The 22,760-nt window shown below is 69.3% G+C and carries 19 protein-coding genes; 4 read left to right on the top strand and 15 right to left on the bottom strand.

The genetic code is table 11. The features are described from left to right. Positions 1–117: 117 nt before the first annotated feature. The 7 genes from VF584_03655 to VF584_03685 form a co-directional block, all read right to left on the bottom strand. A complete protein-coding gene (locus VF584_03655; GenBank protein HEX8209260.1) occupies positions 118–1,464 on the bottom strand; it encodes a cation:dicarboxylase symporter family transporter in 1,347 nt (448 codons plus the stop codon). 145 nt (positions 1,465–1,609) lie between these two features. Continuing rightward, on the bottom strand, positions 1,610–2,020 hold the full coding sequence (locus VF584_03660) for a biopolymer transporter ExbD (protein ID HEX8209261.1): 411 nt from the start codon (positions 2,018–2,020) through the stop codon (positions 1,610–1,612). An 88-nt stretch (positions 2,021–2,108) separates the two neighbouring features. Beyond that, complete coding sequence (locus tag VF584_03665) at positions 2,109–2,564, bottom strand: biopolymer transporter ExbD (GenBank protein HEX8209262.1); 456 nt, start codon at positions 2,562–2,564, stop codon at positions 2,109–2,111. 12 nt (positions 2,565–2,576) lie between these two features. After that, positions 2,577–3,044: a biopolymer transporter ExbD gene (locus VF584_03670; GenBank protein ID HEX8209263.1), complete on the bottom strand. Its 468-nt coding sequence runs from the start codon at positions 3,042–3,044 to the stop codon at positions 2,577–2,579. Between the two features lie 3 nt (positions 3,045–3,047). Beyond that, on the bottom strand, positions 3,048–3,716 hold the full coding sequence (locus tag VF584_03675) for a MotA/TolQ/ExbB proton channel family protein (protein ID HEX8209264.1): 669 nt from the start codon (positions 3,714–3,716) through the stop codon (positions 3,048–3,050). A gap of 199 nt (positions 3,717–3,915) precedes the next feature. Then, positions 3,916–4,686, bottom strand: coding sequence for a TonB family protein (locus VF584_03680; protein ID HEX8209265.1), 771 nt, complete (start codon positions 4,684–4,686; stop codon positions 3,916–3,918). 745 nt (positions 4,687–5,431) lie between these two features. After that, positions 5,432–6,355 carry an MBL fold metallo-hydrolase gene (locus VF584_03685; GenBank protein ID HEX8209266.1) on the bottom strand — a complete coding sequence of 308 codons (924 nt, stop codon included), beginning with the start codon at positions 6,353–6,355 and terminating at the stop codon, positions 5,432–5,434. 230 nt (positions 6,356–6,585) lie between these two features. Here VF584_03685 and VF584_03690 point away from each other — a divergent pair, with 230 nt between their 5' ends. Beyond that, on the top strand, positions 6,586–8,358 hold the full coding sequence (locus tag VF584_03690; GenBank protein ID HEX8209267.1) for a stage II sporulation protein M: 1,773 nt from the start codon (positions 6,586–6,588) through the stop codon (positions 8,356–8,358). Between the two features lie 144 nt (positions 8,359–8,502). On the opposite strand, the gene VF584_03695 is transcribed toward VF584_03690, so the two are convergent. Beyond that, entirely contained in the window at positions 8,503–9,603 is a 1,101-nt protein-coding gene (locus tag VF584_03695) for an SPFH domain-containing protein (protein HEX8209268.1), read from the bottom strand. Between the two features lie 202 nt (positions 9,604–9,805). Here VF584_03695 and VF584_03700 point away from each other — a divergent pair, with 202 nt between their 5' ends. Continuing rightward, positions 9,806–10,684 carry a DUF72 domain-containing protein gene (locus VF584_03700; protein HEX8209269.1) on the top strand — a complete coding sequence of 293 codons (879 nt, stop codon included), beginning with the start codon at positions 9,806–9,808 and terminating at the stop codon, positions 10,682–10,684. 293 nt (positions 10,685–10,977) lie between these two features. Here VF584_03700 and VF584_03705 read toward each other — a convergent pair whose 3' ends face one another. Then, on the bottom strand, positions 10,978–12,741 hold the full coding sequence (locus VF584_03705; GenBank protein ID HEX8209270.1) for an acyl-CoA dehydrogenase family protein: 1,764 nt from the start codon (positions 12,739–12,741) through the stop codon (positions 10,978–10,980). 145 nt (positions 12,742–12,886) lie between these two features. On the opposite strand from VF584_03705, the gene VF584_03710 reads away from it, so the two are divergent. Next, positions 12,887–13,276 (top strand): response regulator, encoded by a 390-nt coding sequence (locus VF584_03710; GenBank protein HEX8209271.1) that lies wholly within the window; start codon positions 12,887–12,889, stop codon positions 13,274–13,276. Positions 13,277–13,403: 127 nt separating this feature from the next. On the opposite strand, the gene VF584_03715 is transcribed toward VF584_03710, so the two are convergent. The 6 genes from VF584_03715 to VF584_03740 all read right to left on the bottom strand — a co-directional run bounded on the left by VF584_03715 (position 13,404) and on the right by VF584_03740 (position 22,085). Then, the gene (locus VF584_03715) at positions 13,404–15,143 is read right to left on the bottom strand and encodes a PQQ-dependent dehydrogenase, methanol/ethanol family (protein ID HEX8209272.1); all 1,740 of its coding nucleotides are present in this window, start codon (positions 15,141–15,143) and stop codon (positions 13,404–13,406) included. 10 nt (positions 15,144–15,153) lie between these two features. Continuing rightward, the gene (locus VF584_03720; protein ID HEX8209273.1) at positions 15,154–15,720 is read right to left on the bottom strand and encodes an MSMEG_3727 family PQQ-associated protein; all 567 of its coding nucleotides are present in this window, start codon (positions 15,718–15,720) and stop codon (positions 15,154–15,156) included. A 453-nt stretch (positions 15,721–16,173) separates the two neighbouring features. Further along, entirely contained in the window at positions 16,174–16,563 is a 390-nt protein-coding gene (locus VF584_03725; protein ID HEX8209274.1) for a hypothetical protein, read from the bottom strand. Positions 16,564–16,628: 65 nt separating this feature from the next. After that, entirely contained in the window at positions 16,629–18,713 is a 2,085-nt protein-coding gene (locus tag VF584_03730; protein ID HEX8209275.1) for a TonB-dependent receptor, read from the bottom strand. A 1,440-nt stretch (positions 18,714–20,153) separates the two neighbouring features. Further along, complete coding sequence (locus VF584_03735; protein HEX8209276.1) at positions 20,154–21,242, bottom strand: hypothetical protein; 1,089 nt, start codon at positions 21,240–21,242, stop codon at positions 20,154–20,156. A 696-nt stretch (positions 21,243–21,938) separates the two neighbouring features. After that, complete coding sequence (locus VF584_03740; GenBank protein ID HEX8209277.1) at positions 21,939–22,085, bottom strand: hypothetical protein; 147 nt, start codon at positions 22,083–22,085, stop codon at positions 21,939–21,941. Positions 22,086–22,213: 128 nt separating this feature from the next. Between VF584_03740 and VF584_03745 the strand changes: the two genes are divergently transcribed. Next, positions 22,214–22,672 carry a hypothetical protein gene (locus VF584_03745; GenBank protein HEX8209278.1) on the top strand — a complete coding sequence of 153 codons (459 nt, stop codon included), beginning with the start codon at positions 22,214–22,216 and terminating at the stop codon, positions 22,670–22,672. Positions 22,673–22,760: the final 88 nt, after the last annotated feature.

Raw genomic sequence — 22,760 nt, forward strand, 5'->3', positions numbered from 1 at the left:
AAGGAGGCGGATCGTCTAGCCGCAATCGCGCGAAAGTAGGGACGGTGCGGCGCTTCCGCAACGGCCCTAAAAGAAGGCGGCCCGCCGCGTCGGTCGCGGCGGGCCACTCGGGGCGTGTCAGGAGTGCGTGTGCCCCAGACCCGCCACGGCCCGCTCCTCCTCGGCCACCATCTCCACGTCGATGCTCTCGGGGAGGCCGGCGGGGACTCCGGGGGTAAACTCGCCTTCCCAGCGCGCCATCACGCAGGTGGCCAGGCAGTTGCCCACCAGGTTCACCGTGGTGCGCGCCATGTCCATCAGCTCGTCCACCGCAAGGATCACGGTGATGGCGGCCAGCGGGAGGTTGAAGGCCGCCAGCGTGCCGGAAAGGATCACCAGCGAGGCGCGCGGCACCGCGGCGACGCCCTTGCTGGTGAGCATCAGCGTTCCCATCATCGCCAGCTGCGTCCCCAGGGATAGCTCCACGCCCGACGCCTGCGCCACGAACACCGAAGCCAGCGCCAGGTAGAGCGTGGTGCCGTCCAGGTTGAACGAGTAGCCGGTGGGCATCACGAACGACACGATGCGCCTCGGCACCCCGAACGCCTCCATCCGCTGCATGGCCAGCGGCAGCGCCGCGTCCGACGAGGTGGTGGAGAAGGCGATGACGGCGGGCTCGCGCACCTGCCGCAGGAAGGCCAGGATGGGGACGCGGGCGATGAGCGCCACCGGAAGGAGGGCGATCAGCACGAAGACGATGAGCGCGGCCCACAGGGTGGCCACCAGCTTGATGAGCGGTAGGAGCACGGAAAGCCCGCTGTGCGCCACCGTAACCGCCAGCGCCGCGCCCACGCCGATGGGCACGAAGCGCATGATGATCCCCACCAGCTTGAACATCGTCTCCGCCAGCCCCTCGCAGAAGCCGAGGAGCGCCTCCTTGGGCCGCCCCTTCACCTGCGTGAGCGCCACCGCGAAGAGGATGGAGAAAAAGACGATCTGCAGGACGTTGTTGTTCGCCAGCGAGTCGATGAAGCTGGTGGGGACGATGTCGCGCACGTGGTCCGCGAAGCCCTTGGGCTGGGCCAGCGCGGGAGGGCCGCCCGACGCCTCCGCCGCCTGGATGGCCGCCGTGAGCCGCGGGTTGTCGCCGGGGCGCACGACGTTGACCGCCACCAGCCCCACCACGAGCGCGATCGTGGTGACGATCTCGAAGTAGAGGATGGAGCGGAACGCCAGCCGCCCCACCTTTTTGAGGTCGTCGCCGTGCCCGGCGATCCCCATCACCAGCGTGGCGAAGAGGATCGGCCCGATGATCATCTTGATCCCGCGCACGAACAGGTCGGAGAGCAGCTTAAGGTCGCTCGCCGACCACCCGCCGTGGATGTCGCGCTTGCTGTCCGGGAACACCCAGCCCAGGAGGATGCCGACCGCCATCCCGATGAAGATGTAGTGCGTCAGGGTAAGCCGGCGTCGCTGCGTCTCCATCGAAAACGTCTGGATTCAGGGCGGGTGTGTGGGCGCGCGTCGGCGCCGCGTCGGTTTGCCGGGAAACTATACCGCCTGAAACAACCCGCCGCCACTCCGGCAGCTTCCGGTGTGGCGGCGGGGAACGGCTGGGCTCACGCGGCGGTTATGGATGCTCGCCGCGTGGCATGAGTCCCACGACCTCCACCCCGGCCGAGCGGCTGATGTCCACCGCGCGCACCACGTCGGCGTAGGCGACGTGCTCGCCGCCCCTGACGAAGAGCACCTTGCGCGGGCGCGGCGCGAATACCCGCTCCAGCGTGGACTCCAGTGCGCCCACGGCCACCGGCTGCTGGTTGAGCAGGTACGACCCGCCCGGCGCCACCTCCAGCACGATCTGGTCGGGCCTGTCGGTCGGCTGTTCGTGCGTGGGCGGCGGCACCTGGACGCGGACGCCGCGCTGCAACCCCTGCTGCACCACCATGAAGATGATGAGCAGGACGAGGAGCACGTCGATCATCGGCGTCATGTTGATCGCCGAGACGTGGCCGCCGCGCTTGCCGATGGTCATGGCCATGGTACACCTCCGCGGGAAGGGGAAGGGGCGGAGACAGAACCGGCCGCGCTAGGGCGGCCGGTTCGGGGGAGAAGCTGTCCTTCCGTTCTTACTGCCCCGGCGCCGGGGTGACCGTGGCCGGTCCCACCACCGGGCGGGGCACCAACCCCACCACGTCGATTCCCGCCGCGCGCGAGGCGTCCACCGCGCGGATCACGTCCTTGTAGGAGAGCTCTTCCTCGCCCTTGACGAAGATCACCTTGCGGTTGCGCTGGGCGAAAACCTCACGCAGCCGCCCCTCCAGCGCCGCCATCTCCACCGGCTGCTGGTTGATGGCGAAGGTGGGGCCCGGCTTCACCTCCAGCACGATCTGCTGGTCGTCAGGCAGCTGCTGCGCCACCTGGTTCTGGTCCGGCGGGGGCGGAATCTGCACCGACACGCCGCGCTGAAGGCTCTCCTGCACCACCATGAAGATGATGAGCAGAACCAGCAGCACGTCGATCATCGGCGTCATGTTGATCTCGTTCATGGCGCCGCCCTTGGCACCGCCTACTCCCATTCCCATGGTATGCCTCCCTTACTTGGAGATGGGAGCGCCCTTGGGCATCTCCGTGATCGCGCCGATCCGCCGCACCCCCGCGTTGCTGGCCGCCGTGATGGCGGTGAGCGTGCGCGAGTACTTGGATTCGTCGTGGGCCTTCAGGTACAGGACGTGGTCGTCCGGACGCTTGGCGTACGCCTCGCGGAGGCGCGTCTCCAGCTGGGGGTCGGCCACGTACTTGTCGTCGACGTAGTACTTCCCGTCCTTGTCGATCCCCAGCGTGACCCGCTCCTCCTTTTCCGGCGCCGCCGTCTTCGCCTTGGGGAGCTTGGCGTCGAAGGCGAGCGCGGGGGTGATCACCATGAAGATGATCAGGAGCACCAGCATCACGTCGATCATCGGCGTGACGTTGATGTCGGCCGTCACGTCCGAGCCACCGCCCGCAACCGTCGGGACGGCCGACCCGCCGAAGGCGGCATTGCCGCCCAGCCTGGTTCCAGCCATGACTCAGTCTCCGTACGCGGGAGCGTTGCGCGTGGTGATCCCCAGCTCGCGCTTGGCCTGGCGGGTCATCATCCAGTCGATCATCTCACGGCCGGCGTAGGCAAGCTCCGAGAAGAGCGTGTCCAGCTTGGCGGTGAAGTAGTTGTACAGCCACACCGCCGGGATGGCGGCGATCAGGCCGATGGCCGTGGCGATGAGCGCCTCGGCGATACCGGACGACACGGCCTCGAGCCCGCCGCCCTGCGACGCCATGCCCATGAAGGCGTTCACGATGCCCAGCGTGGTGCCCAGCAGCCCCACGAACGGCGCGGTGGCGCCGATGGTGGCCAGCAGGCCCAGCCCGCTCTTCAGGTCGTTGGCCAGCAGGATCTGCTCGCGCTCCACCGACCGCTCGGCCGAGTTGATGGCGGCGCCTGCGGCGCGCGGGTCATCCAGCAGCGGAGCCACCTCGCGAAGCGACTCGCCGAGCACGCGGGCCACGTGCGAGTTGGGGTACTGGTCTGCCGTGGCGAGCGCCTCGGCGATGTTGTCCTGCTCAAGCGCCTGCGAGAAGGCCGGCGCGAAGGCCCGCGTGGCCGCAGACATCTTGCGGAAGCGGAGCCACTTGGCCACGGCCACCGAGAGCGACAGCACGCTCATGAGCAGGAGCAGGATCACGATGCCCCGGTTCAACCATCCGGTATCGGCCCAGATCTCAGCAATCGAGAATGACATTGGCTTGGCTTCTCCTCGCGCGGGACGCGCTTCGACAAGAGTGTTTCCGGTTGACCTCAGTACGCGGCGCCGCCCGCGGCGCGCCGCACTTCCTCCGGCCCTGCCGCGGCCGCCCCCGTGGGAGCGGCCGCTTCCTTCTTCCCGATCCCGCCGCGGCTCAGGACTGCGGCTGGAAGGTGATGGGGAGCTGCACCAGCACCTTCACCGGACGGTCGTTCACCTTGGCCGGGCGGAAGCGCATGCGCTCCACCACCTTCTTGGCCGCCTCGGAGAACTGCTCGTTGTCGCTGGACACGACCTCGATGGTCGTGGGGTCCACGCGGCCGTCCTCGTTCACGCGGAAGCTGAGCTGCACCGTGCCGCCCACTCCGGCGTCGCGCAGCAGGGGCGGGTAGTTCCGCTCCAGCGCGCGCTGCACGTCGCTGCTGTTGGAGAGCGAGGGCTTCACCTCCACCGAGGAGATGTCGTACACCCCCTGGTCCGCTGGCTGCTCGCGCTCCTGAACGGGCTGCGCCACGCCCTTCTCCACGCCGTCCTTCACGCCGCCGGCCTTCCCCTCGCCGCTGAAGTCCTCGACCTTGACCGCCTGCTGGTTGGGGTCCACGGCCGGGATGTCCTTGGGCGGCTCCATGGGGGGCTGGAGCTCCTGGAAGCCCTTCACCACCGGGGGAGCGGCCTTCTCGGGCTCCGGCGGGGGCGGTTCGGGCTCTTCCGGCTTCGGCTCTTCCGGCTTCGGCTCCTCCTTCTTCTCCTCGACCTCCACGTAGTCGACGAGCTCCTCGGCCTTCTTGGCGGTGGGGTCGTACCCCTGGTTGGCCGCGACCGCGCCCGCGACGAGCAGCCCGTGCAGGGCGACCGAGGCTGCGACGGTCTTCGCCGTCCAGAAGCTCTTCTTCGCGCCGCCGGATGCGACCAGCTTGTTGAACATTCCGTCCCTCCGTGTGGATCGCGGTGGCGCCGCCCACCGGCGCCTAGGACCATGCGCGGCCCTGTTGTCTTCCTGAACGAACGGTCGCTCGGATTTCTGACCGGCTCCGTAGCGAACGTTAGATCGAAACTCCGCCTCGTGCCGAACGGGAAGGGCACTCGGCGGAGGCCGGGGTGTTCAGGCGGTGCTGCCGCCAGATGCGGGCTGTGTTCAGGTTTCCCAAAGGTGCACGGCGTCTCCACCGCTGTCAAGCACGCACCCCCGGTAGTTCCTGCTTCCGGCCCGCTCCGGCCAGCACTCTCCCCCGCCCCGCATTTTCAATCCGGTGAATGCATAAAAATACATCCACCCGCCGCAATTGTCTACCCGCCCTGCCGTTCGCGGTTCCGCGGATCGCGCTGTGGCGGAAAGGGTTACGGCCCGCCGTGGGCGCTTGAGCACGGAACGAGCGCCGATCCCCGCTAGCGGCAAGATACACGCATCGGCCGGTTTGACAACCACCCTGTTCGGCCGCACGCGGAACCCGCCCCCATTCCGCCGTCGCGAGATGCACGTGGAGCGCTGCGCATCGTCCCCGGGCCGCCGCTTCTCTCGCGCGGCGGCTCCTTTACGGCAAAGACCGGGCCCCTTCTGGACCATGGCCCCGCCATCCCCGCGCCTGTACCGCAAGCGGGTTCAAGCGGGCCCCGCTCGCCAGCGCACTCGCACGTCGTGCCCACCCTCCTGAATCCGTGCCTCCACGCACTCACGCACCGGCCGCGTGCCAGCGTGCGAGCCCTGCCGCCATCATCTCCGTGGGCACCGCGGCCTCGTAGGCGCGGGCCAGGTCGTCGCTCCCGGTAGCGGCGGCGACCTCGGCGTGGGCCTTGTGGCGGAGGGCATCGGTGAGCGACTCGAGATCCGCTCCCGCTGCCAGCTCGCGGCCGGACCAGCCATCCCAGTCGGCCAGGCGCGCCTCTAGGTCGTCCAGGTGCCACGCCACGTCTCCCGTCCCGCCGAAATGCGCGGGGAGGATGACGCTCGCGCCCGCCTCCCGCATCCGTGCGATGCTGCGGCGCCAGGCGGGGACGTCGATGTCCGGCGGCGGGGTGGGCGGGCGCACGTAGGGAGCGCCGTCCAGCCGGATGCCCCCGGCGTCGCCGCTGAAGAGGAGGCCGGCATCCGGGTCGTGGTACGCGTGGTGGTGCACGGCGTGGCCCGGCGTGTCGAGCGCGCGCAGCGTGCGCCGCCCCACGCGCACCTGCTCGCCATCGTGCAGCACGGTCATGCGCTCCTCGGGCACGGGGAGCATCGTCCCCCAGAGCACCTCCATCCGGTCCCCGTAGATGCGCGCGGCGCTGGTGAGGAGGCGCGAGGGGCCGGCGAGGTGGCGGGCTCCGCGCGGGTGCACGTACAGGCGGGCGCCTGGCGCCACACGCAGGAGCTCGCCCGCCGCACCCGCGTGGTCCAGGTGGACGTGCGTGAGGAGGACGTGCGTGATCGCGGCCGGATCGTGCCCGGCCGCGCGCACGCCGTCCAGGAGCGCGGGCAGGGTGCTCCCCGGCCCGCAGTCCACCACCGCCAGCTCCCCGCCGTCGGACACCAGGTACGAGGCCACCTGCTTCGCCATCCCCATCCAGCGCAGGTCCACCCGCACCACCCCTGGTGCTTCCGTGTGCAGCACTTCCATCGACGCTCCGACCTTCATGTGGCCGCGGCCTTGAACCGCGTCTCACACAGAGACACAGAGGGTACGGAAAGAACGGAGAAGGGGTTCTCTGCGGCTCGCCGTTGCCTCCGTGCCCTCTGTGTGACGCTGCTGTTCGAATCTACGTCCGCTCGAGGGGGCTCGCACAAGGGGGCATGCGCGGGTAGATTCGGAGCAGGAACCGCATCATCTCTCCCGCAACAACCCCCTTCATGTCCACCAGCACCGTGCAGCGCCTCCACGACCGCCAGGTGGACGTCGAGACGCCGGAGCACGTCGCCATCGGCTACGAGCTGGCCGACCTCGGGTCGCGCTTCACCGCGCTGCTCATCGACCGCCTCATCCTGCTGCTGGCCCAGGCCGGGGTGTTCCTGGCCGGGGTCCTGATCTGGAGGTCGGCGGGCGGAGAGGGGGACCTGTTCTCCGGAGTGGGGCTAGCGACCGCCATCGCCGCGTACTTCGTGCTCCAGTGGGGCTACTTCATCCTGTACGAAGGGCTGCGCGACGGGCAGACGCCGGGCAAGCGGTGGATGGGGCTCCGGGTGGTGCAGGACGGCGGCTACCCCGTGACGCTGGAAGGGGCCGCCGTGCGCAACCTGATGCGCCTCATCGACGTGCAGCCGATTCCGTCGTGCATCGTGGGCGGGCTGGCGATGACGCTCCATCCGCAGACCAAGCGCCTCGGCGACATGGCGGCGGGGACCGTGGTGGTGCGCGACCGCGGCCAGCGCATCCCCGAGGAGGAGGCCCCGGCCGCCGCCGTGCAGGGCCCGCCGCGCCTTTCGGACAAGGAGCTCGCCGCCCTATCCATGTTCGTGGAGCGGCGGCGCGACCTGGACCCGGCGGTGCGCGGGCAGCTCGCCCGCACGCTGGTGGCGCGCCTGGCGCGTCCGCTGGCGGAGGACCCGCGGCGCACCTTGCTGGCGGCCGAGGACTTCCTGATCGCCGCCCGCGACGACGAGGTGGCGCGGCGCCACGCGGCCGGCGCGGGGGGAATCGCGGGATCGGCGCAGGCCACCGCCCTGGTTCGGCGCCAGCGGCCGGAGTGGGACGAGTACGCCCGCCTGCTGGAGGGCGCGCAGAAAGACGGCCTCCGCAAGCTGGACGAGGCGACGGTGTCGCGCTTCGCCTCGCTGTACCGCGGGGTGGCGGCGGACCTGGCGCGCGCCCGCACCTACGGCGGCTCCCCCGAGCTGCTCTACGCGCTGGAGCGCAGCGTGGGCGCGGGCCACAACCTCCTCTACCGCGCCCCGTCGCGGTCGTGGCAGCGGTTCCGCGGATGGGTGGGTTCCAGCTTCCCCGCCCTGGTGCGCCGCCTGTGGAAGCCGATCGTGCTGGCCTCCATCCTCTTCTACCTCCCCGGCGTCCTGTCCTTTGCCTACGTCCGCGGCGACCCCGCCCACGCCCGCGAACTGGTCGGCGCCGAGATGATGGCGCGCGCGGAGGAGGCCGCGGCCAAGGAGGCGCGCGGCGAGGGCTACGTGGAGGTGCCGGAGGTGATGATGCCGGCGATGGCCAGCGGCCTCGTCTCCAACAACGTGCAGGTGACCTTTCTGGCGTTCGCGGGCGGGCTGCTGGCGGGGCTGGGGACGGTGTGGGTGCTGGTGTTCAACGGGGTGAGCCTGGGCTCCGTGGCGGCCGTCTTCGCCAACCACGGGCAGAGCCTGCACCTGTGGACCTTTGTCCTGCCGCACGGCGTCGTGGAGCTGACGGCCATCTGCATCGCCGGCGGCGCCGGGCTGTGGCTGGGCTCGGCGCTGCTGCTCCCCGGCCGCATGACGCGGCGCGAGGCGCTGGTGGTGCGCGGCCGCGAGGCCGTCTCGCTCATCTGCGGCACCGCGCTGCTCCTGCTGGTCGCGGGGATGATCGAAGGCTTCATCTCCCCCTCCCGGCTCCCGCGCGAGTTCAAGCTCGGCTTCGCGGCGCTGGTGGCGGTGGTGCTGTTCGCGTACCTGGGGGGTGCGGGGCGGCGCCTGGCGCGGTAGGCCCTCACCCCCGGCTCGTTACACTCGCCTGCCCCCTCTCCCCCGCACCGTCCTAACCAGCCCGCACGGATGCACGCAAACCGCCCCTCCCCAGGTGGTTATTGGGGGAGGGGCAGCGAGGTGACGAGCGGGGGTGGGGGGCCCCTACGGCAGCGGCGGGGGCGAGGCGGCGAAGAGGGCGGCCAGCTCCGGGACCTCCGCGGCGGGGGTCCAGGCGGGCATTCCCTGCATCCAGACCAGGCTTTCGCGCGTCAGCGTGCCGCTGGCGGCCTGCTGGCGAAGGGCGTCCAGGCCGTGCGGCCCCGTCTGCGCGCCGCTCACGGCGACGAAGTAGGCCGTCTGCGCCGGGAGCGGCGGCGGCGCACCCGCGGGGGCGCCGGCGGGGGCGCCGCCCATCGAGTTCGCCATGCGGTTGGCCATGGCGAAGCCCATACCCATCCCCATCCCCTCCGACGCGCCGCCGCCGGGATTGCCGGCCGCCTTCTCGATGGCGTTCGCCGTTTGGAACTGCGTGTAGGCGTTGAGGTCGCCCAGCACGCCCATGCTGGTGCGGCGGTCGAGCATCTTCTCCACCTCTTCGGGGAGCGAGATGTTCTCCACCAGCAGCTTGGTGAGCTCCAGCCCGTAGGCCGAGAACTCGGGCTGCATCCGCGCGATCAGCCGGTCGCCGATCTCGTCGTAGTTGGAGGCCAGGTCCAGCGCCGGGATCTTGGCCTCGCCCAGCGCGTCTGTGAAGCGCGAGGTCACCATGTCGCGCAGCTGGTCCGCGATCTCGTCCACCGTGAAGTGGCCGTTGGTCCCCACGATCTCGGCGATCAGCTTGCCGGGCTCGGCCACCTTGATGGAGTACGAGCCGAACGCGCGCAGACGCACGGGGCCGAAGTCGGCGTCCCGCATCATCACCGGGTTCTTTGTGCCCCACTTGCGGTTGGTGATCTGCCGCGTGGTCACGAAGTACACCTCCGCCTTGAACGGCGAGTCGAAGCCGTACTTCCACCCGCGCAGGGTGGACAGCACCGGGAGGTTCTCCGTCTTCAGCTCGTAGCGGCCGGGGGCGAAGATGTCGGCGATCTGGCCCTGGTCCACGAACACCGCGGCCTGGCCGGGGCGGACGATGAGCTGCGCGCCGTTCTTGATCTCGTTCTCGTGGCGGACGAAGCGATGGACCAGCGTGTCGCTGCTGTCGTCCAGCCATTCGACGATGTCGATCAGCTCGGTCTTGATGAAGTCCTTCCAGAAGGCCATGGGAGGGCGCTCCGTTCCAGTGTGGCGGGGAGAATCGCGGCAGGCCCTTCTATCTACACGCGCGGACGGCGCCTCCGCAACCCGTCCGTGCGGCGGGGACGTACGGCGCGGGGAGCGCGCGGGTTTCCAAACGGGTGCGTGGCATGGGAGTTGACCCCTGTGGGAGCGCTGCCGCAACCCACACGCCACCGGTGACACGTACATGATCCGCTACGGACCCGCGGGGTGGTCGTACAAGGACTGGGCGGGGATCGTGTACCCGGCGAAGAAGCCGCGCGGCTTCGACGAGCTCCAGTACATCGCGGAGTACTTCTCGGCGGTGGAGATCAACTCCACCTTCTACCGCCCGGCCACGGAGAAGACGGCGCGCAGCTGGGTGGCGCGGGTGGAGCACCGGCCGGACTTCCGCTTCACGGCCAAGCTCTACCAGCGCTTCACCCACCAGCGCAAGAGCGCGTGGACGGCGGACGAGGTGCGCGAGGTGCGCGCCGGGATGGACCCGATCCTGGAATCGGGGCGGATGGGGGCGCTCCTCCTCCAGTTCCCCTGGTCGTTCCGGCGCACGGACGAAAACCGGGAGTGGCTGGACGACGTGGCGACCACCTTCAAGGATTTCCCTCTTGTTCTGGAGGTGCGGCACGAGAGCTGGAACACGGCGGCGTTCTTTGCGGCGCTGGCGGACTGGGGGATCGGCTTCGTGAACATCGACCAGCCGCTCTTTGGCGACTCCATCGCCCCCAGCGCCCACGCTACCTCGCGCGTGGGGTACGTGCGGGTGCACGGAAGGAACTACCAGGACTGGTTCCGCGACAATGCCGAGCCGCACGAGCGCTACGACTACCTTTACCCCGCCCGCGAGTTGGAGCCGTGGGCCGGCCGCGTCGCCGAGATCGCCGGGCAGCCCGCCGCCGAGGACGTGTACGTGGTCACCAACAACCACTTCCGCGGCAAGGCCGTCACCAACGCGCTGATGCTGCAGTCGATGGTGGAGGGGAAAAAGGTGCCCGCGCCCGCCGGCCTGTTCCCGGAGTATGGCGAAGTGCTGGAGCCGTATGCGGAGCCGGGCGAGCCGGGCGGTTGAAACCGCGGCAACCGACCGCGGGAAAGCTACCTTCGCAGGTTGCGGAGGCGGGACCGGTTCGGGAGGCGGGCACCGCGGCCGCATCACCGGGGCGGATCGGTGCGGGGAGCGGGACCGCGGCCGCGCCGCCGGGGGCTGAAGCCCCCGGCTGGAACGACGGGAAGCCCGCTGAAGCGGGCTCATGATCCGCGGCGATCTTGCGGGCTCCGCCCCCTCTCTCGATGACAGGAGGGCGGAGCCCTCTCCTGTTATCGGGAGAGGGGCAGCGAGGAACGAGCGGGGGTGAGGGGCCCCTACCCGATCACATCCCCCGCCACCGTGCGCAACAGGGCATCGCGGCCGTCGGTGAGGGCCTCGCGGGCGGTGCGGAAGCGCAGGCCCGAGCGCTGGCACGCCAGGTCGCACAGGCGCAGGAGGCGCGCAACGCCCTCCGCGTCCAGACGCTCGCGGGTGCTGGTGAGCGGAGGGGCTTCGGCTGCACCGCCGTCGTGCGCCTCCAGCAGCGCCTGCGTGCGCGAGAGGACGGCGGCGCGCACGTACAGCTCCACCGCCATGTCCGCGATGCGCGTCACCACGAACTGCCGGTCGACGATCTCGCGGCCGTGGCGGCGGATCATCCGCTCGGTAGCCACGCGCAGATCGCGGGTGTGGTCCACCAGGTAGTCGAAGTGGCGGCGCAGCGATGGGTGCACCTCGCGCGCGATCTCCGGCTCGCCGCCGCCCAGCGCCAGCCGCACCCGCTCGGTGGCGAACTCGCTGAGGAGACCGAACTGCTTCACCGGCTCGCGCAGCGCCTTGCCGATCGCATTGAGGTACTCCCCCGGCTCCTGCATGCCGCTCAGCCCCACGAAGAGGCGCAGGATCTCGTTGGTCCCCTCGAAGATGCGGGTGATGCGCGCGTCGCGGTACATCCGCTCGTAGGGGTACGGCTTCACGAAGCCGCGCCCGCCCGTGATCTGCACCAGCTCGTCCACGGCGCGATCCAGGGCGTCGCTGTTCCACACCTTGGCCGCCGCCGATTCCAGCGCGTAGTCCACGTCGCAGCGGTCGGCGAGGCCGGTGGTGAGGTACGCCACGCTCTCGGCCGAGTAGGCGTCGGCGGCCATGGCGGCCAGCTTCCCCTGGATCAGCTCGTACTCGGCGATGGCCTTGCCGAACTGCCGCCGCTCCTTTGCGAACTCGGTGGCCATCCGCAGGCACTGCTTGACCCCGCCCGCCGCGCCCGCGCTCAGCCCCTGGCGGCCCGAGTTGAGGATGCGCATCGCCAGCTTGAACCCCTCGCCCACTTCGCCCAGCACGTTCTCCACCGGCACGTGCACGTCGCGGAAGTGGAGCTCGGTCTGGTTGGAGCCGCGCGCGCCCATCTTGCGCAGCACCTTGCCGCGCTCGTAGCCCGGCATGTCAGGGCGCAGGATGAAGGCGGTCACGCGGTCCACCATCTCGCCGTTCCTCTCCACCGGCGTCTGCGCGAAGGCGACGATCACCTCGCTGAACGACCCGTTGCCGATCCAGATCTTGTCGCCGTTCAGCACCCAGTGCCTGCCGTCCTCCGATAGGACCGCGCGCGTGCGGATGCCGTTGGCGTCGCTCCCCGCCTCCGGCTCGGTGAGGGCGAAGGAGGCGAACCACTCCCCCGTCGCGGCCCTGGGAAGGTAGAGGCGCTTCTGCTCGTCCGTCCCCGCGAGCTGGATCCCCTTGATGCCTATCGATAGGTGCACGCCCAGCACGATGGCGAGCCCCACGTCGTAGCCGGTGACGAACTCGAATACGCGGCAGTACGCGCTCTGCGACAGCCCCATTCCGCCGTACTCCGTGGGAAGCGAGATGCCGAAGAGGCCGATGCGCTTGAGCCCCTCCATCACCTCGGCGGGGATCTGTTCGTGCTCGTCGATCCACTCGCGGTCGAGGTTGGCGTCCAGGTACGCGCGCAGCTCGTCGAGGAAGGCGGTGACCCGCCGGTCCTCGTCGTCGGTGATGCGGGGGTAGGGGAAGAGGATCGAGTCGTCGATCGTCCCGGTGAAGAGCTGCCGGGTCAGCGAGGGCATTGCGTCGGGCATCAGGGTCCTTCCGTGCGATGGATACCAGCCGGGTCGCGTTGAGTGTATCCCGCGCCCCTGCCGCGGGGAAGGCTTGTTCGGCGCTACGCCCGCTTCTTGCGTGGGCTCCGGGCACGCCCCCAAGGACTCCCCTCTTCACACGACCATGGCATCACCGACCATTCTCCTGGTTGAGGACAACCCGGACAACCGCGCCATCTACGGAACGATCCTTCGCCACTTCGGCTACCAGGTGGCCGAGGCGGAGACGGGCGAGGACGGCATCCGCGTGGCGCGCGAGATCGGCCCTTCGCTGATCCTGATGGACGTGGCGATGCCGGGGATGGACGGCTGGGAGGCGACCCGCATCCTCAAGGGCGACCCGGCCACCGCATCGATCCCCGTGATCGCGCTCACCGCCCACGCCATGTCCGAGGACCGCAAGCGCGCCGAGGACGTCGGCTGCGACGGCTACCTGAGCAAGCCCGTGGAGCCGCGTCGAGTGGTGCAGGAGGTGGAGCGGCTGCTGGCGGCGGCATCGAGCCCGGGCGAGTAAACTCGCGGCAACAACAGCACAAAGTCCGCCTCCGCGGACTCCGGGTCCAATGCCGGTTTGCACGAGCCGGCTTCAGCCGCCTTCCCGTGGTTCCAGCCGGGGGCTTCAGCCCCCGGTGATGCGGCCCTCACGGCAGCGCGAACACGAACAGGGCGCTCCCCCGCGGCGCGCCGTACATCTCCGGCGCGTAGCCCTCCAGCCAGCCGCCCCAGCCGGTGGGCACGGCGATGTACTGCTTGCCGCGCACGCTGTAGGTGACCGGGTTGCTGTGGATGCCGTTGCCCGTCTGGTAGCTCCACACCATGGCACCGGTGCGCGCGTCCCAGGCGTTGAAGCGGCCGTTGGGCTCGCCGGTGAACACCAGCCCGCCCGCGGTGCTCAGCATCGACGCCACCATCGGGTGCTCGCCGCGCCACGACCACACCTCGCGCCCGTTGACGTCGATCGCCTTCACGTACCCCGTCTGCTCGTAGCTGCGCACGTCCGCCTCGCCGCCGAGGTAGAACATGCTCTCGCGGAAGTGGACGGGGCCGCGCTTGAAGCGGGCGCACACGTCGATCACGGGAACGTAGAAGAGCCCCGTCTGCGGGCTGTACGAAGCGTGCGGCCACTCCTTTGCGCCCGCCGGCCCCGGGCAGATCTCCGTGCCCTCGGGCGTGGGGATCAGGCGCGGGGTGACGCGGCCCGTGGTGCCGTCGATGGTGCCCCAGGTGGCGCGGGCAAAAGGGGCCGCGCGCACCAGCCGGCCGTTGGTGCGGTCCAGGACGAAGAAGTAGCCGTTGCGGTCGAAGTGCCCCAGCAGCCGCCGTCCGCCGTGCTCGAAGAGGATGTTCTCGTTGACGCCGTCGTAGTCCCACACGTCGTGCGGCGTCCACTGGTAGTGCCAGCGAAGGGCGCCGTCGTCCGGGTCGATGGCGACGACCGAGCTGGTGTACAGGTTGTTGCCCGGGCGTGGGCCGCCGTCGAACACCGGCCCCGGGTTCCCCGTGCCCCAGTAGAGGAGGTCGAGCTCGGGGTCGTAGGTGCCGGTGATCCAGGCGGTGCCGCCGCCGCGCGCCCACGCCTCGGCGGGCCACGACTCGGAGCCCGGCTCGCCCGGCTTGGGGACGTTGTAGCGGCGCCACACGCGGTTTCCCGTGGCCTGGTCGAAGGCGTCGATGTGGCCGCGCACCCCGTACTCCGCGCCCGAGCTCCCCACGATCACCAGGTTCTTGACCACCAGCGGCGCCAGCGTCGCGCTCTCCCCCGCGCGCACGTCGGCGAACGCCTTCTGCCACACGAGGCGCCCGTTCGTGGCATCGAGCGCCACCACGTAGCCGTTGATCGTCGCCAGGAAAACGCGCCCTCCGGCCACCGCCACGCCACGGTTCACGTTGCCGCAGCAGAGGGGGACGTCCAGCGGGATCTCGTGCTTGTACTGCCAGAGCATCTCGCCCGTGGCGGCGTCCAGCGCCCACACGTAGCCATCGTAGCCGGAGATGAACATCACCCCGTCCACCACGATGGGCGCCGCCTCCCACGAGTAGGTGGCGGGGGTGGCCATCAACCCGATCGGCGCGAACTGGAAGTTCCAGGCGGGGCGCAGGCCGCGTACGGTGGAGGTGTTGATCTGGTCGAGCGAGCTGTAGCGCTGGCCGTCGTAGGCGCCGTAGTAGGTGAGCCAGTTCTGCGGCTCGGAGCGCGCGCGGCGGATGCGCTCGCCGTCCACCCCCTGTGTGACGGGCGGGGCCGAGCCGCGCATCGCCTCGTTGAAGGCCGTCATCGGCTTGCTGGTTTCCGTCACCGGCCAGTCGGGCGGCCTGCTGGCGCAGGCGGCAACGGCAGCGAGAGCGAGGAGCGCGGAGGCGCGTCGGGCGGTTCGCATCATGGTTCTCGCCTCAGTGCCGGGGCTGCCGGGGACGATCCAGCTTCGCTTCCGGGGGGACTTCGCCGCTCACCATGATCAGCCCCAGCATGCCGCGCGGGGCATGGTTGGCCACGGGGCACCCGAACCAGTAGAGCCCCGGCTGGTCGAGCCGGATGCGCGCCCGTCCGCGCGAGCCAACGGGCAGAAAGAGCGCGTGCCGGTTCCCCGCGTTGGGGAGGAACGCGGCGTGGTACGAGAAGGGGTCCTCGTTGTAGAAGTCCAGCTCCAGCTCACCCCCGCGCGGCATCACCACGATGGCGGGGTACCAGATGTACTCGCCCTTGGGCACGCGCACCGTGGCGCGCATCACCCCGTCGCTCCCTACCTTGGCGCGGTCCAGCCCCCCGTGCGCGAACAGCCGCGCGACGACCTCCTCGTTGGGATCGTCCACCCGCGGAAGCTCGTTGACCAGCCGCACCACGCGCGGGTTGAGCTGCTTGAGCACGCTGGGCCTCAGCAGCTTGAGGTACTCGCAGGACGAGAGGGCCACGGCCGCCAGCAGGGGCAGCAGCACGCGGTGAAGGCGTTTGCGCGGCATGGCGCGGCCTCGCGGTGCGCAGGATCGGATACGACGAAGCGCGGGAGCGCCCGTCCATTTTGGACCTTAACCCACGCGCATTTCACGTGCCGCAACATCAGGCGAGTTCGTGTCAGATGCGAGCATTTTGCTGGGTCTGTGGCGGGGGTGGCGAGTGAACTCGCGGCAACAAAAGCACAAAGTCCGCCTTCGCGGACTCGGGGTCCAGATCCGTTCTCGCCGCCTACCGACCGTAGGGGCGTGATTCATCACGCCCACACTCGCCCCCACCTCGACCGTTGCCCCCTGCGCCGAAAGCCCGTGTTCCGTCCAGGCGCAGGATCCCGGTCCAAGAGCGAACATATTTCGTGCTCCAGATCTCGACGCCGTGTTGCACGAGCCGGCTTCAGCCGCCTTCCCGTAGTTCCAGCCGGGGGATTCATCCCCCGGCGATGCGGCTTCCCCCTCCGCCCCTCAATCCACCGCGACCGCGATGTTCGACTGTATGTTCCAGCGGATGGTGGTCGCGCCCCCGAAGTTGAAGGGGTTCGATAAGATGTCGCGTCCGCCGTTGGGACGCGCGAGCAGGCGGTACTGGCCGCCGACCATGGGGCCGCGGTACTGGAGGGTCGCGTTCCGATTGGGCGCTACGCTGCCGAGGAGCTGCCGCGTGCCGCTCGACCCGACGACGTAGACCGTCAGGTCGCCCGACAGCGTGCCCGTGTTCTCGATCTCGATGGACACTCCGCGCTGCCTTTCGCCCGCCGCACCCGCCTGCCCGCCGCCCGAGGTGCTGGCACACGCGCCTGCCACCAGGATCATCGCGAAGGTCAGCAGGAAGCGGGGGTCAAGGTACTTCTTCATCGTACCCTCCTCGAAGCGGATGTTGATCGGTTGCAATCTCGACGGGAGCGAATCGCGCGCCAGCCTTACCGCGCGGCCCCCAGCGCCACCGCGACCCCTGTGTACAGCGCCCGCCCCGGCCCCGGCTCGTAGAAGCGCCGGCCGAACGCGTTCACCACCACCGAGGCGTTGTAGCGCGCATCGAACAGGTTGGTGACCCCCACTGAGGGCGTCACGCGAGCCCCGCCCACGCGCAGCGCCTCCCATCCGCCGCGCACGTCCAGCAGCGAGTACGCGGGCGAGCGGAGGGCGCCCGCCCGGTCGTCGTCGCGCACGGGGATGGAGGAAACGCGCCGCGCGTCGATCCCGGCAAAGGGACCGCGGGGGCTCGCCACGTTCAGCGTACCCTCCCAGCGGTGCGGCGCGATCCCGGGCACGCGGATGCCCTCCAGGTCCATCGCCGCGCTGCCGGTCCCCACGACGTACTCGGTGAAGCGCGCGTCGGTGTAGCTGTACGCCGCGCGCGCCGTGACACCGGGGCGCGGCGTGAGGGCGGCGCTCACTTCCGCGCCGCGGCGCCGGGAGCGGCCGGCATTGCGGAAGAAGGTGCGGTCCGGAGCCTCCGGCACCTGGAAGCCGATCAGCTCGCCGCGGATGCGCGCGTCGTACACGGCGGCCTCCACCCGCAGCGGCCCCGCCTGCGCCTTGCTCCCCAGCTCGTACGAGTCCGTCACCTGCGGCTCGAGTTCCGGATTGAAGCCCCCCGCGCCGCCGGGCCGGTTCGCCAGCTCGGTGGTGGTAGGGGTTTCGAAGGCGTGCGCGTAGTTGGCGTACACGTTCAGCCCGCGGAGCGCCGTCACGGACACCCCCAGCGTCGGGCTCCAGTGGCCGAGCGTGCGCGACCCCGAGTCGTCGGGGTTGGTGGCGCTCACCAGCCGGTCGTCGGCCGAGAAGCGGAACCCATCGTGGCGAAGGGCGCCCAGCACGTCCACCCGGCCGCCGAGCGACAGGGTGGCGAGGGCGAAGGCGGCGCGCGACCGCACCCGTTCGCGCTGGTCCAGGAGGAGGGCGCCGCGTGCTCCTGCCTGGTTGGCGTGGTTGCGGCGGTCGTCGCGCTGCAGCTCCGTCTCGGCGCCCGCCGTCCAGCGCAGCGACGCGGCCCCGCTCCCCGTGCGCCCCGAAAGCGACGCGCGGACGCCGCCCACGCGCCGGTCCAGGTCGATGATGCGATCGGGGATCGGGTTGTCCAGCGAGCGCACGAGGCCGTATGCCGCCACCTCCAGCGCACCCGCGCCCAGCGCATGCTCCCACGTGGCGCCCACCTGGCCGTGGCGCCCCTCCTCGCCGGTGCGCTGCGCCACGTTGCGGGCGAACGCCTGCGTGCGGTCCACGCGCAGCAGCGAGTCGCTGAGCGAGCCGGGGTTCAGCGCGTCGTAGCGCGCGAAGCGCCCCGTGACGCGCAGCTCGTCGCCGCCGCGGCGGTACGCCAGGATGCCGCCGCCCAGCACGTTCTCAGCCGATGCGTGGGTGCGGTACCCCTCGTAGGCGAGCCGCGATGCGTCGGCGTGGTAGCGGAAGCGCCCGGCCGCGCCCCCCACGCTCCCCTGCGTGCGCAGGAGGCCGTCGCTCCCGGCAACGACGCGCCCCTCGGCCACCAGCGGCGCGTCGACGGGGCGGAGCGTCGAGAGGCGGATTACGCCGCCGGACGCGTTGCCGTACAGCGCCGCCGCCGGCCCGCGGATCACCTCGGCGGAGCCCAGCGTGGCGGGGTCGACGTGGTTGAGGGTCGTCTGTCCGTCCGGCAGCGTGGCGGGTACGCCGTCCACCAGCACGCGCACGCCGCGCACCCCGAACTGCGCCCGCGCCCCGAAGCCGCGGATGGAGATGCGCTCGCCCAGCGCGTAGTTGAAGCGGTTGTCCACCTGCACGCCCGGGATCGCCACCAGCGTCTCGTTGAGCGCCAGCCCGGGCCGCGCGCGCGTCAGCTCGGGCCCCGCCACCGCGCTCACCGCATACGGCGCGCGGACCAGCGGGAGCGGCACGCGCAGCACGCGCACCGCCAGCGTGTCGAGCGCCACCGGCACCGTGTCGCGCGGTGTCTCCTGCGCCTCCAGTGTGGAGCAAGCCAGCGCGCCCGCCAGCGGCAGCGCGCGGCGAATCATGGAAAGCATCTATACCTGGACGAAAGAAACGGCCGGACGACATTCGTCCGGCCGTACGTCCGCAATCTTCGGGCAAAGCCGCGCGCCTGCCGTATCAAGGACGCTGCGGTTGGGGAACTGGAGGGGAAAATTCCGAAACGTCCAGGATCTCCGCGGTAGTCCCCTGAATGCGGTGGAGCGTGGTCTGCCGTGCGCCGGGGTCCTTCAGCGTGGACAGAATCGAGTCCAGGCGCGCGGCGATGGCGCTTGCCGGAGGCCTTACGCCCGGCCTAAGCCCAATTGGAACGAATTTGGCGCCACCCTGGGGAGCACCGGCGCGGCGCCGGAGAATCGAAAGTGCCTCGTACAGCGTGTGAGCGTTCGCGTGGGCGGGGTTCAGGAGGATGACCTTCGTATCTCCACCGCTCGGATCCTCGAGGAAAACGATCGCGCGAAGCGGAACCGCCGTCGGGTGAGACGGCGAAAACGCCGGATACTCACTCGCGAGTATGATGGTCGCGGGCAGCGATTGGCGTGCCGGAGCAACGCCTCTGGATTGCGCTGCGGAAGTACCCACTGCCAGGAGCGACAGGAGCAGAGCGAAAATCTGAATGCGCATGGTCACCGTGAACGAAGTGGGTTACGGATAGCGTGCGATCACCCTCACGCGCACCAAAGAATGGTATAGTCGAAGACTTCACCGGTGTCCAACCAGTACCAGTACTTCACGCGACAGTACGTTCCCTGTGGAGGTTCATCGAGGCAGTCCCAGCAATCTCCGCCACCACCACCACCACCACCACCATCCGCCGGCTGATTCTCCTCACGTGGGCATCGTACCCTGTCCCCTTCTGCAACGCCTGACCCGCCGTCGGGGCACGGCGCTGGTGGGCAGGCGGGCCGGGAGACGTCAGTGCCGTTGTAGGAGTAGCCCGTCGACCAAACACGGGTGGGATTATAATTTTGCAAGACGTTGACGAGGTACAATGAGGCGCTCATCGTAATCTTTGACTTGCCCGTGACACCACACTGGTGAAGGGCCGCGTCCACGGACGCGGTGATTGTATGCGGGCCATAGTTGAACGGACGGTACATCGAGTTGTCGTATCCAGCCTCCGACCAATTCACCTCCTTTCCTTCGGTATCGACCAGACTCACACGGAGCTTTGCGCTTGCGTTGTTGACCCAGGTGAAATTCACCTCAGTGCTAGCAGTCCACGTATTGCCGGAGAACCCCGCCTGCGGGTAAGACGCCGTCGCCGACGACTCACCACCGTGGGTGGCAAACTCGTCCTCAGTGGGATACCGGTCCTCCGCCCACGCGTAATTTTTTAGGACCGGCCCAGGTTTCAACGCCGAGGCCTCCGTCAGTCGCGCGGCATCCGCACATCCAGCGGTGAACAACAGCAGGGTGAGCACTGCTCGCCTAAGTCCCATAATCTGCTCCCGGTGAAGGATTCGTCGCCCGCATCAGCGGCGGTCGACGGTGCATCCCACGGCGATTTCCGTGAGATAACTTGCGAATGGCGGCTCCGCGCCTGGTGTTGGATCAGGTCCGCCCGTAAATATCAGGACTCGCCCATCCTTCAGCGGGACCGCACTCGTAACAAAGTTCATCAGGGGCACGGCCACGGTACCGGCATCCCGGACACGGGTGTCCGCCGCAACGTACACTCTCAGCCGTTCACGTGAGTCCTCATCGCGGGTCAGCCACACCATTGTTCGATCCGCGAGCCCGACAATCGCCGGTGTGTCCTGCGGATCTACTTGTGTAATGATCGATCGCTGAACGTTACCCTCGTCATCATGCGCCTCCCACACGAGGCGTCTTTTCTCGGGTCCCCGAGCCGCTTTGAGCCACGATACCCCGCGTGCGTTTTCGCCGCCCGCGGTCTTCATGACCTCGGGCACGTACTCTGGCGCGGGGTCGTCGACCAGCCGTGGAGTTCCCCAGCCATCGTTGTAATCGGCAGCGAATAGAGCGGGACCGTGCGGACGTCCGCCCGTGAAGTATGACTGCGCGATGAACGCACGTACGCGCCCGTTGATCGCGGTGAGATGGACTGACTCTGGTGCTTCCCAGGTCCGCAGGGTATCGGCCGTCCAACCGCTCGGACGTCTGACTAACATGACCAGGCCCTGATTGCCCTCCGCATTGGAGCGCAGCTCGGAGGAGCGGTCATAGATGTAGGCGAAGGCGAGCCCCTGATCTGCTTCTATCGGACTGCTGGCGAAGCGGGGCGAAACCGTCGCGGAGCGAGCCCGCGCCACACGCTGCGTTCCAGTCCACTTTTGGCCGTCAAAATGCGCGTACCATATGTCAGCCGTCTCGTATGCGAAGAGGTTCCACTTAGTGCCGCGCGTGCCTGTAGCGAATAGCACATGCCAGCCACCCCCCTTTGCGGCAATTGCTTGCGGAACACGCACGCTGTCGGTGGATATCGGGGCCGGAACGGTCGAGATCTTCCCGTCTCCGTCACGCAATATTCCGATCACGGTGGCGCCCGTTGTGTTACTCGGACCATTGAACACGTAAGCAGGGGAGCCCAGAATCAGCACGGAGTTCCCCTGAACAGCCATGCTGCTCGCATCGAACAGGATGCGCGAACCATCAGGTAGCCTGACTGGCCGGGGCGCCCTCGCAGACACCCTGCACTCCTGCCCTCTCGGGTTTGGTCTCTGATTCTGCGCCGGTGCTCGCCCGCACGCTGCTCCCCCACACACCAGGAGTAGGCACGTCGCACGGAGGCGAGCGGCTAGCCAGCACCCGCTCTTCTGCATCACTTCCCCTCGCGTGAATAAGCGGCCAATGAACTGCCGGAGGATTGTAATGGGTGGGAACTACGGCATGAAACCGGGATGTGGTAGTTCTCTCCTTTCTACCACAACGTGGCTACCGCTCCGCAGAGACTCACACGAGCCCAGCAATCCGCGCCCAACGATTCTCAGCGCGGCGGGCACCGATTGTATGTAGTCGGTCGGGACCTAATGGCCAAGGCTGGCGGGAAACACATGTAGTGGGTGAAACACACGTGTGACGGCCGCATCTTCGGCGCGCGGACCGTCTAATGAGAGTGCGATGCGAGTGTGCGGGCGCCCGATGCTACGGCGACGGTCCGTGCCGTTCTCCAGAAGCGCGGCGCGAAATTCAAGGAAGGCCGACCGGACGCATGCGGGTGAACGATGCGAGCGACTGTTCGAGGGTTGCATCGAGTCACACCGAGACTACCCTCTACGTTTTCTGTGTGGAACCGATCAGCGTCCCAGGCGTCGTTTTGCTTCGTCGTGCTCGATCACCTGCCCAGCCTCGATCTGCGACAGGCCGCGCTGCACCTTCGTGAGGAGATGGAGCTGCCGCATCACGTCTTCCATGCTGGCGTCCTGCGGGAGCCGCTGGATCATTTCGATCGCTTGCTGTTTCGCGTTCCTGGGGATGGATGCACCTGCCTGGGAGAAGTACGGACAGCCACTCGCGCGCCACGCGCCGCACCGGCATCTTGGGTGCTCGACAACACCTGCACACAGTGAAGATGACCAGCGACGCAGACGCGGGGCCGCTCGTGATGGACCGGGTGTACGGGATGGCGGCGGCGGCGCTGGCGGCGCTGGCGCTGTTCTTTCTGTTCCGGGGCGGGCCCGCGGACACGGGGGCGGACCGGCCCGCCGCCGCGCCCGCCATCACCCTCATCGAGCCGCGCGAAGGGGCGGAGGTGACGCTGCCGCTGGCGGTGGTGTTCGACGCGGGGACGCGGCTGGAGGCGGGGCCGATGGGGTGGAACGCGGCGGGGCGGCACGTCCACCTGCGCGCGGGCGGCGCCGAGCTGATGGCCCCGTCCGGCGCCGTTCAGCCGCTGGGGGGCACCCGCTACCGCTGGACCGTGCCCGCGCTCCCCGGCGGCGAGCAGACGCTCCAGCTCACCTGGTCCGACGAGCAGCACCGCCCGCTGGACGAGGGGGCGTCGCGGCCGGTGCGGGTGCGCGTCCGCTGACACCCATCCGTTCCCGCCGAGGTTGACACCCGGCACGCGAATGGCCTAGAATGGGCGTCCCGCCGTATGCCCTCTTCCCCCCGCGCCC

It is taken from the genome of Longimicrobium sp., from assembly GCA_036389135.1.
In the GTDB taxonomy this organism is placed as follows: Bacteria; Gemmatimonadota; Gemmatimonadetes; order Longimicrobiales; family Longimicrobiaceae; genus Longimicrobium.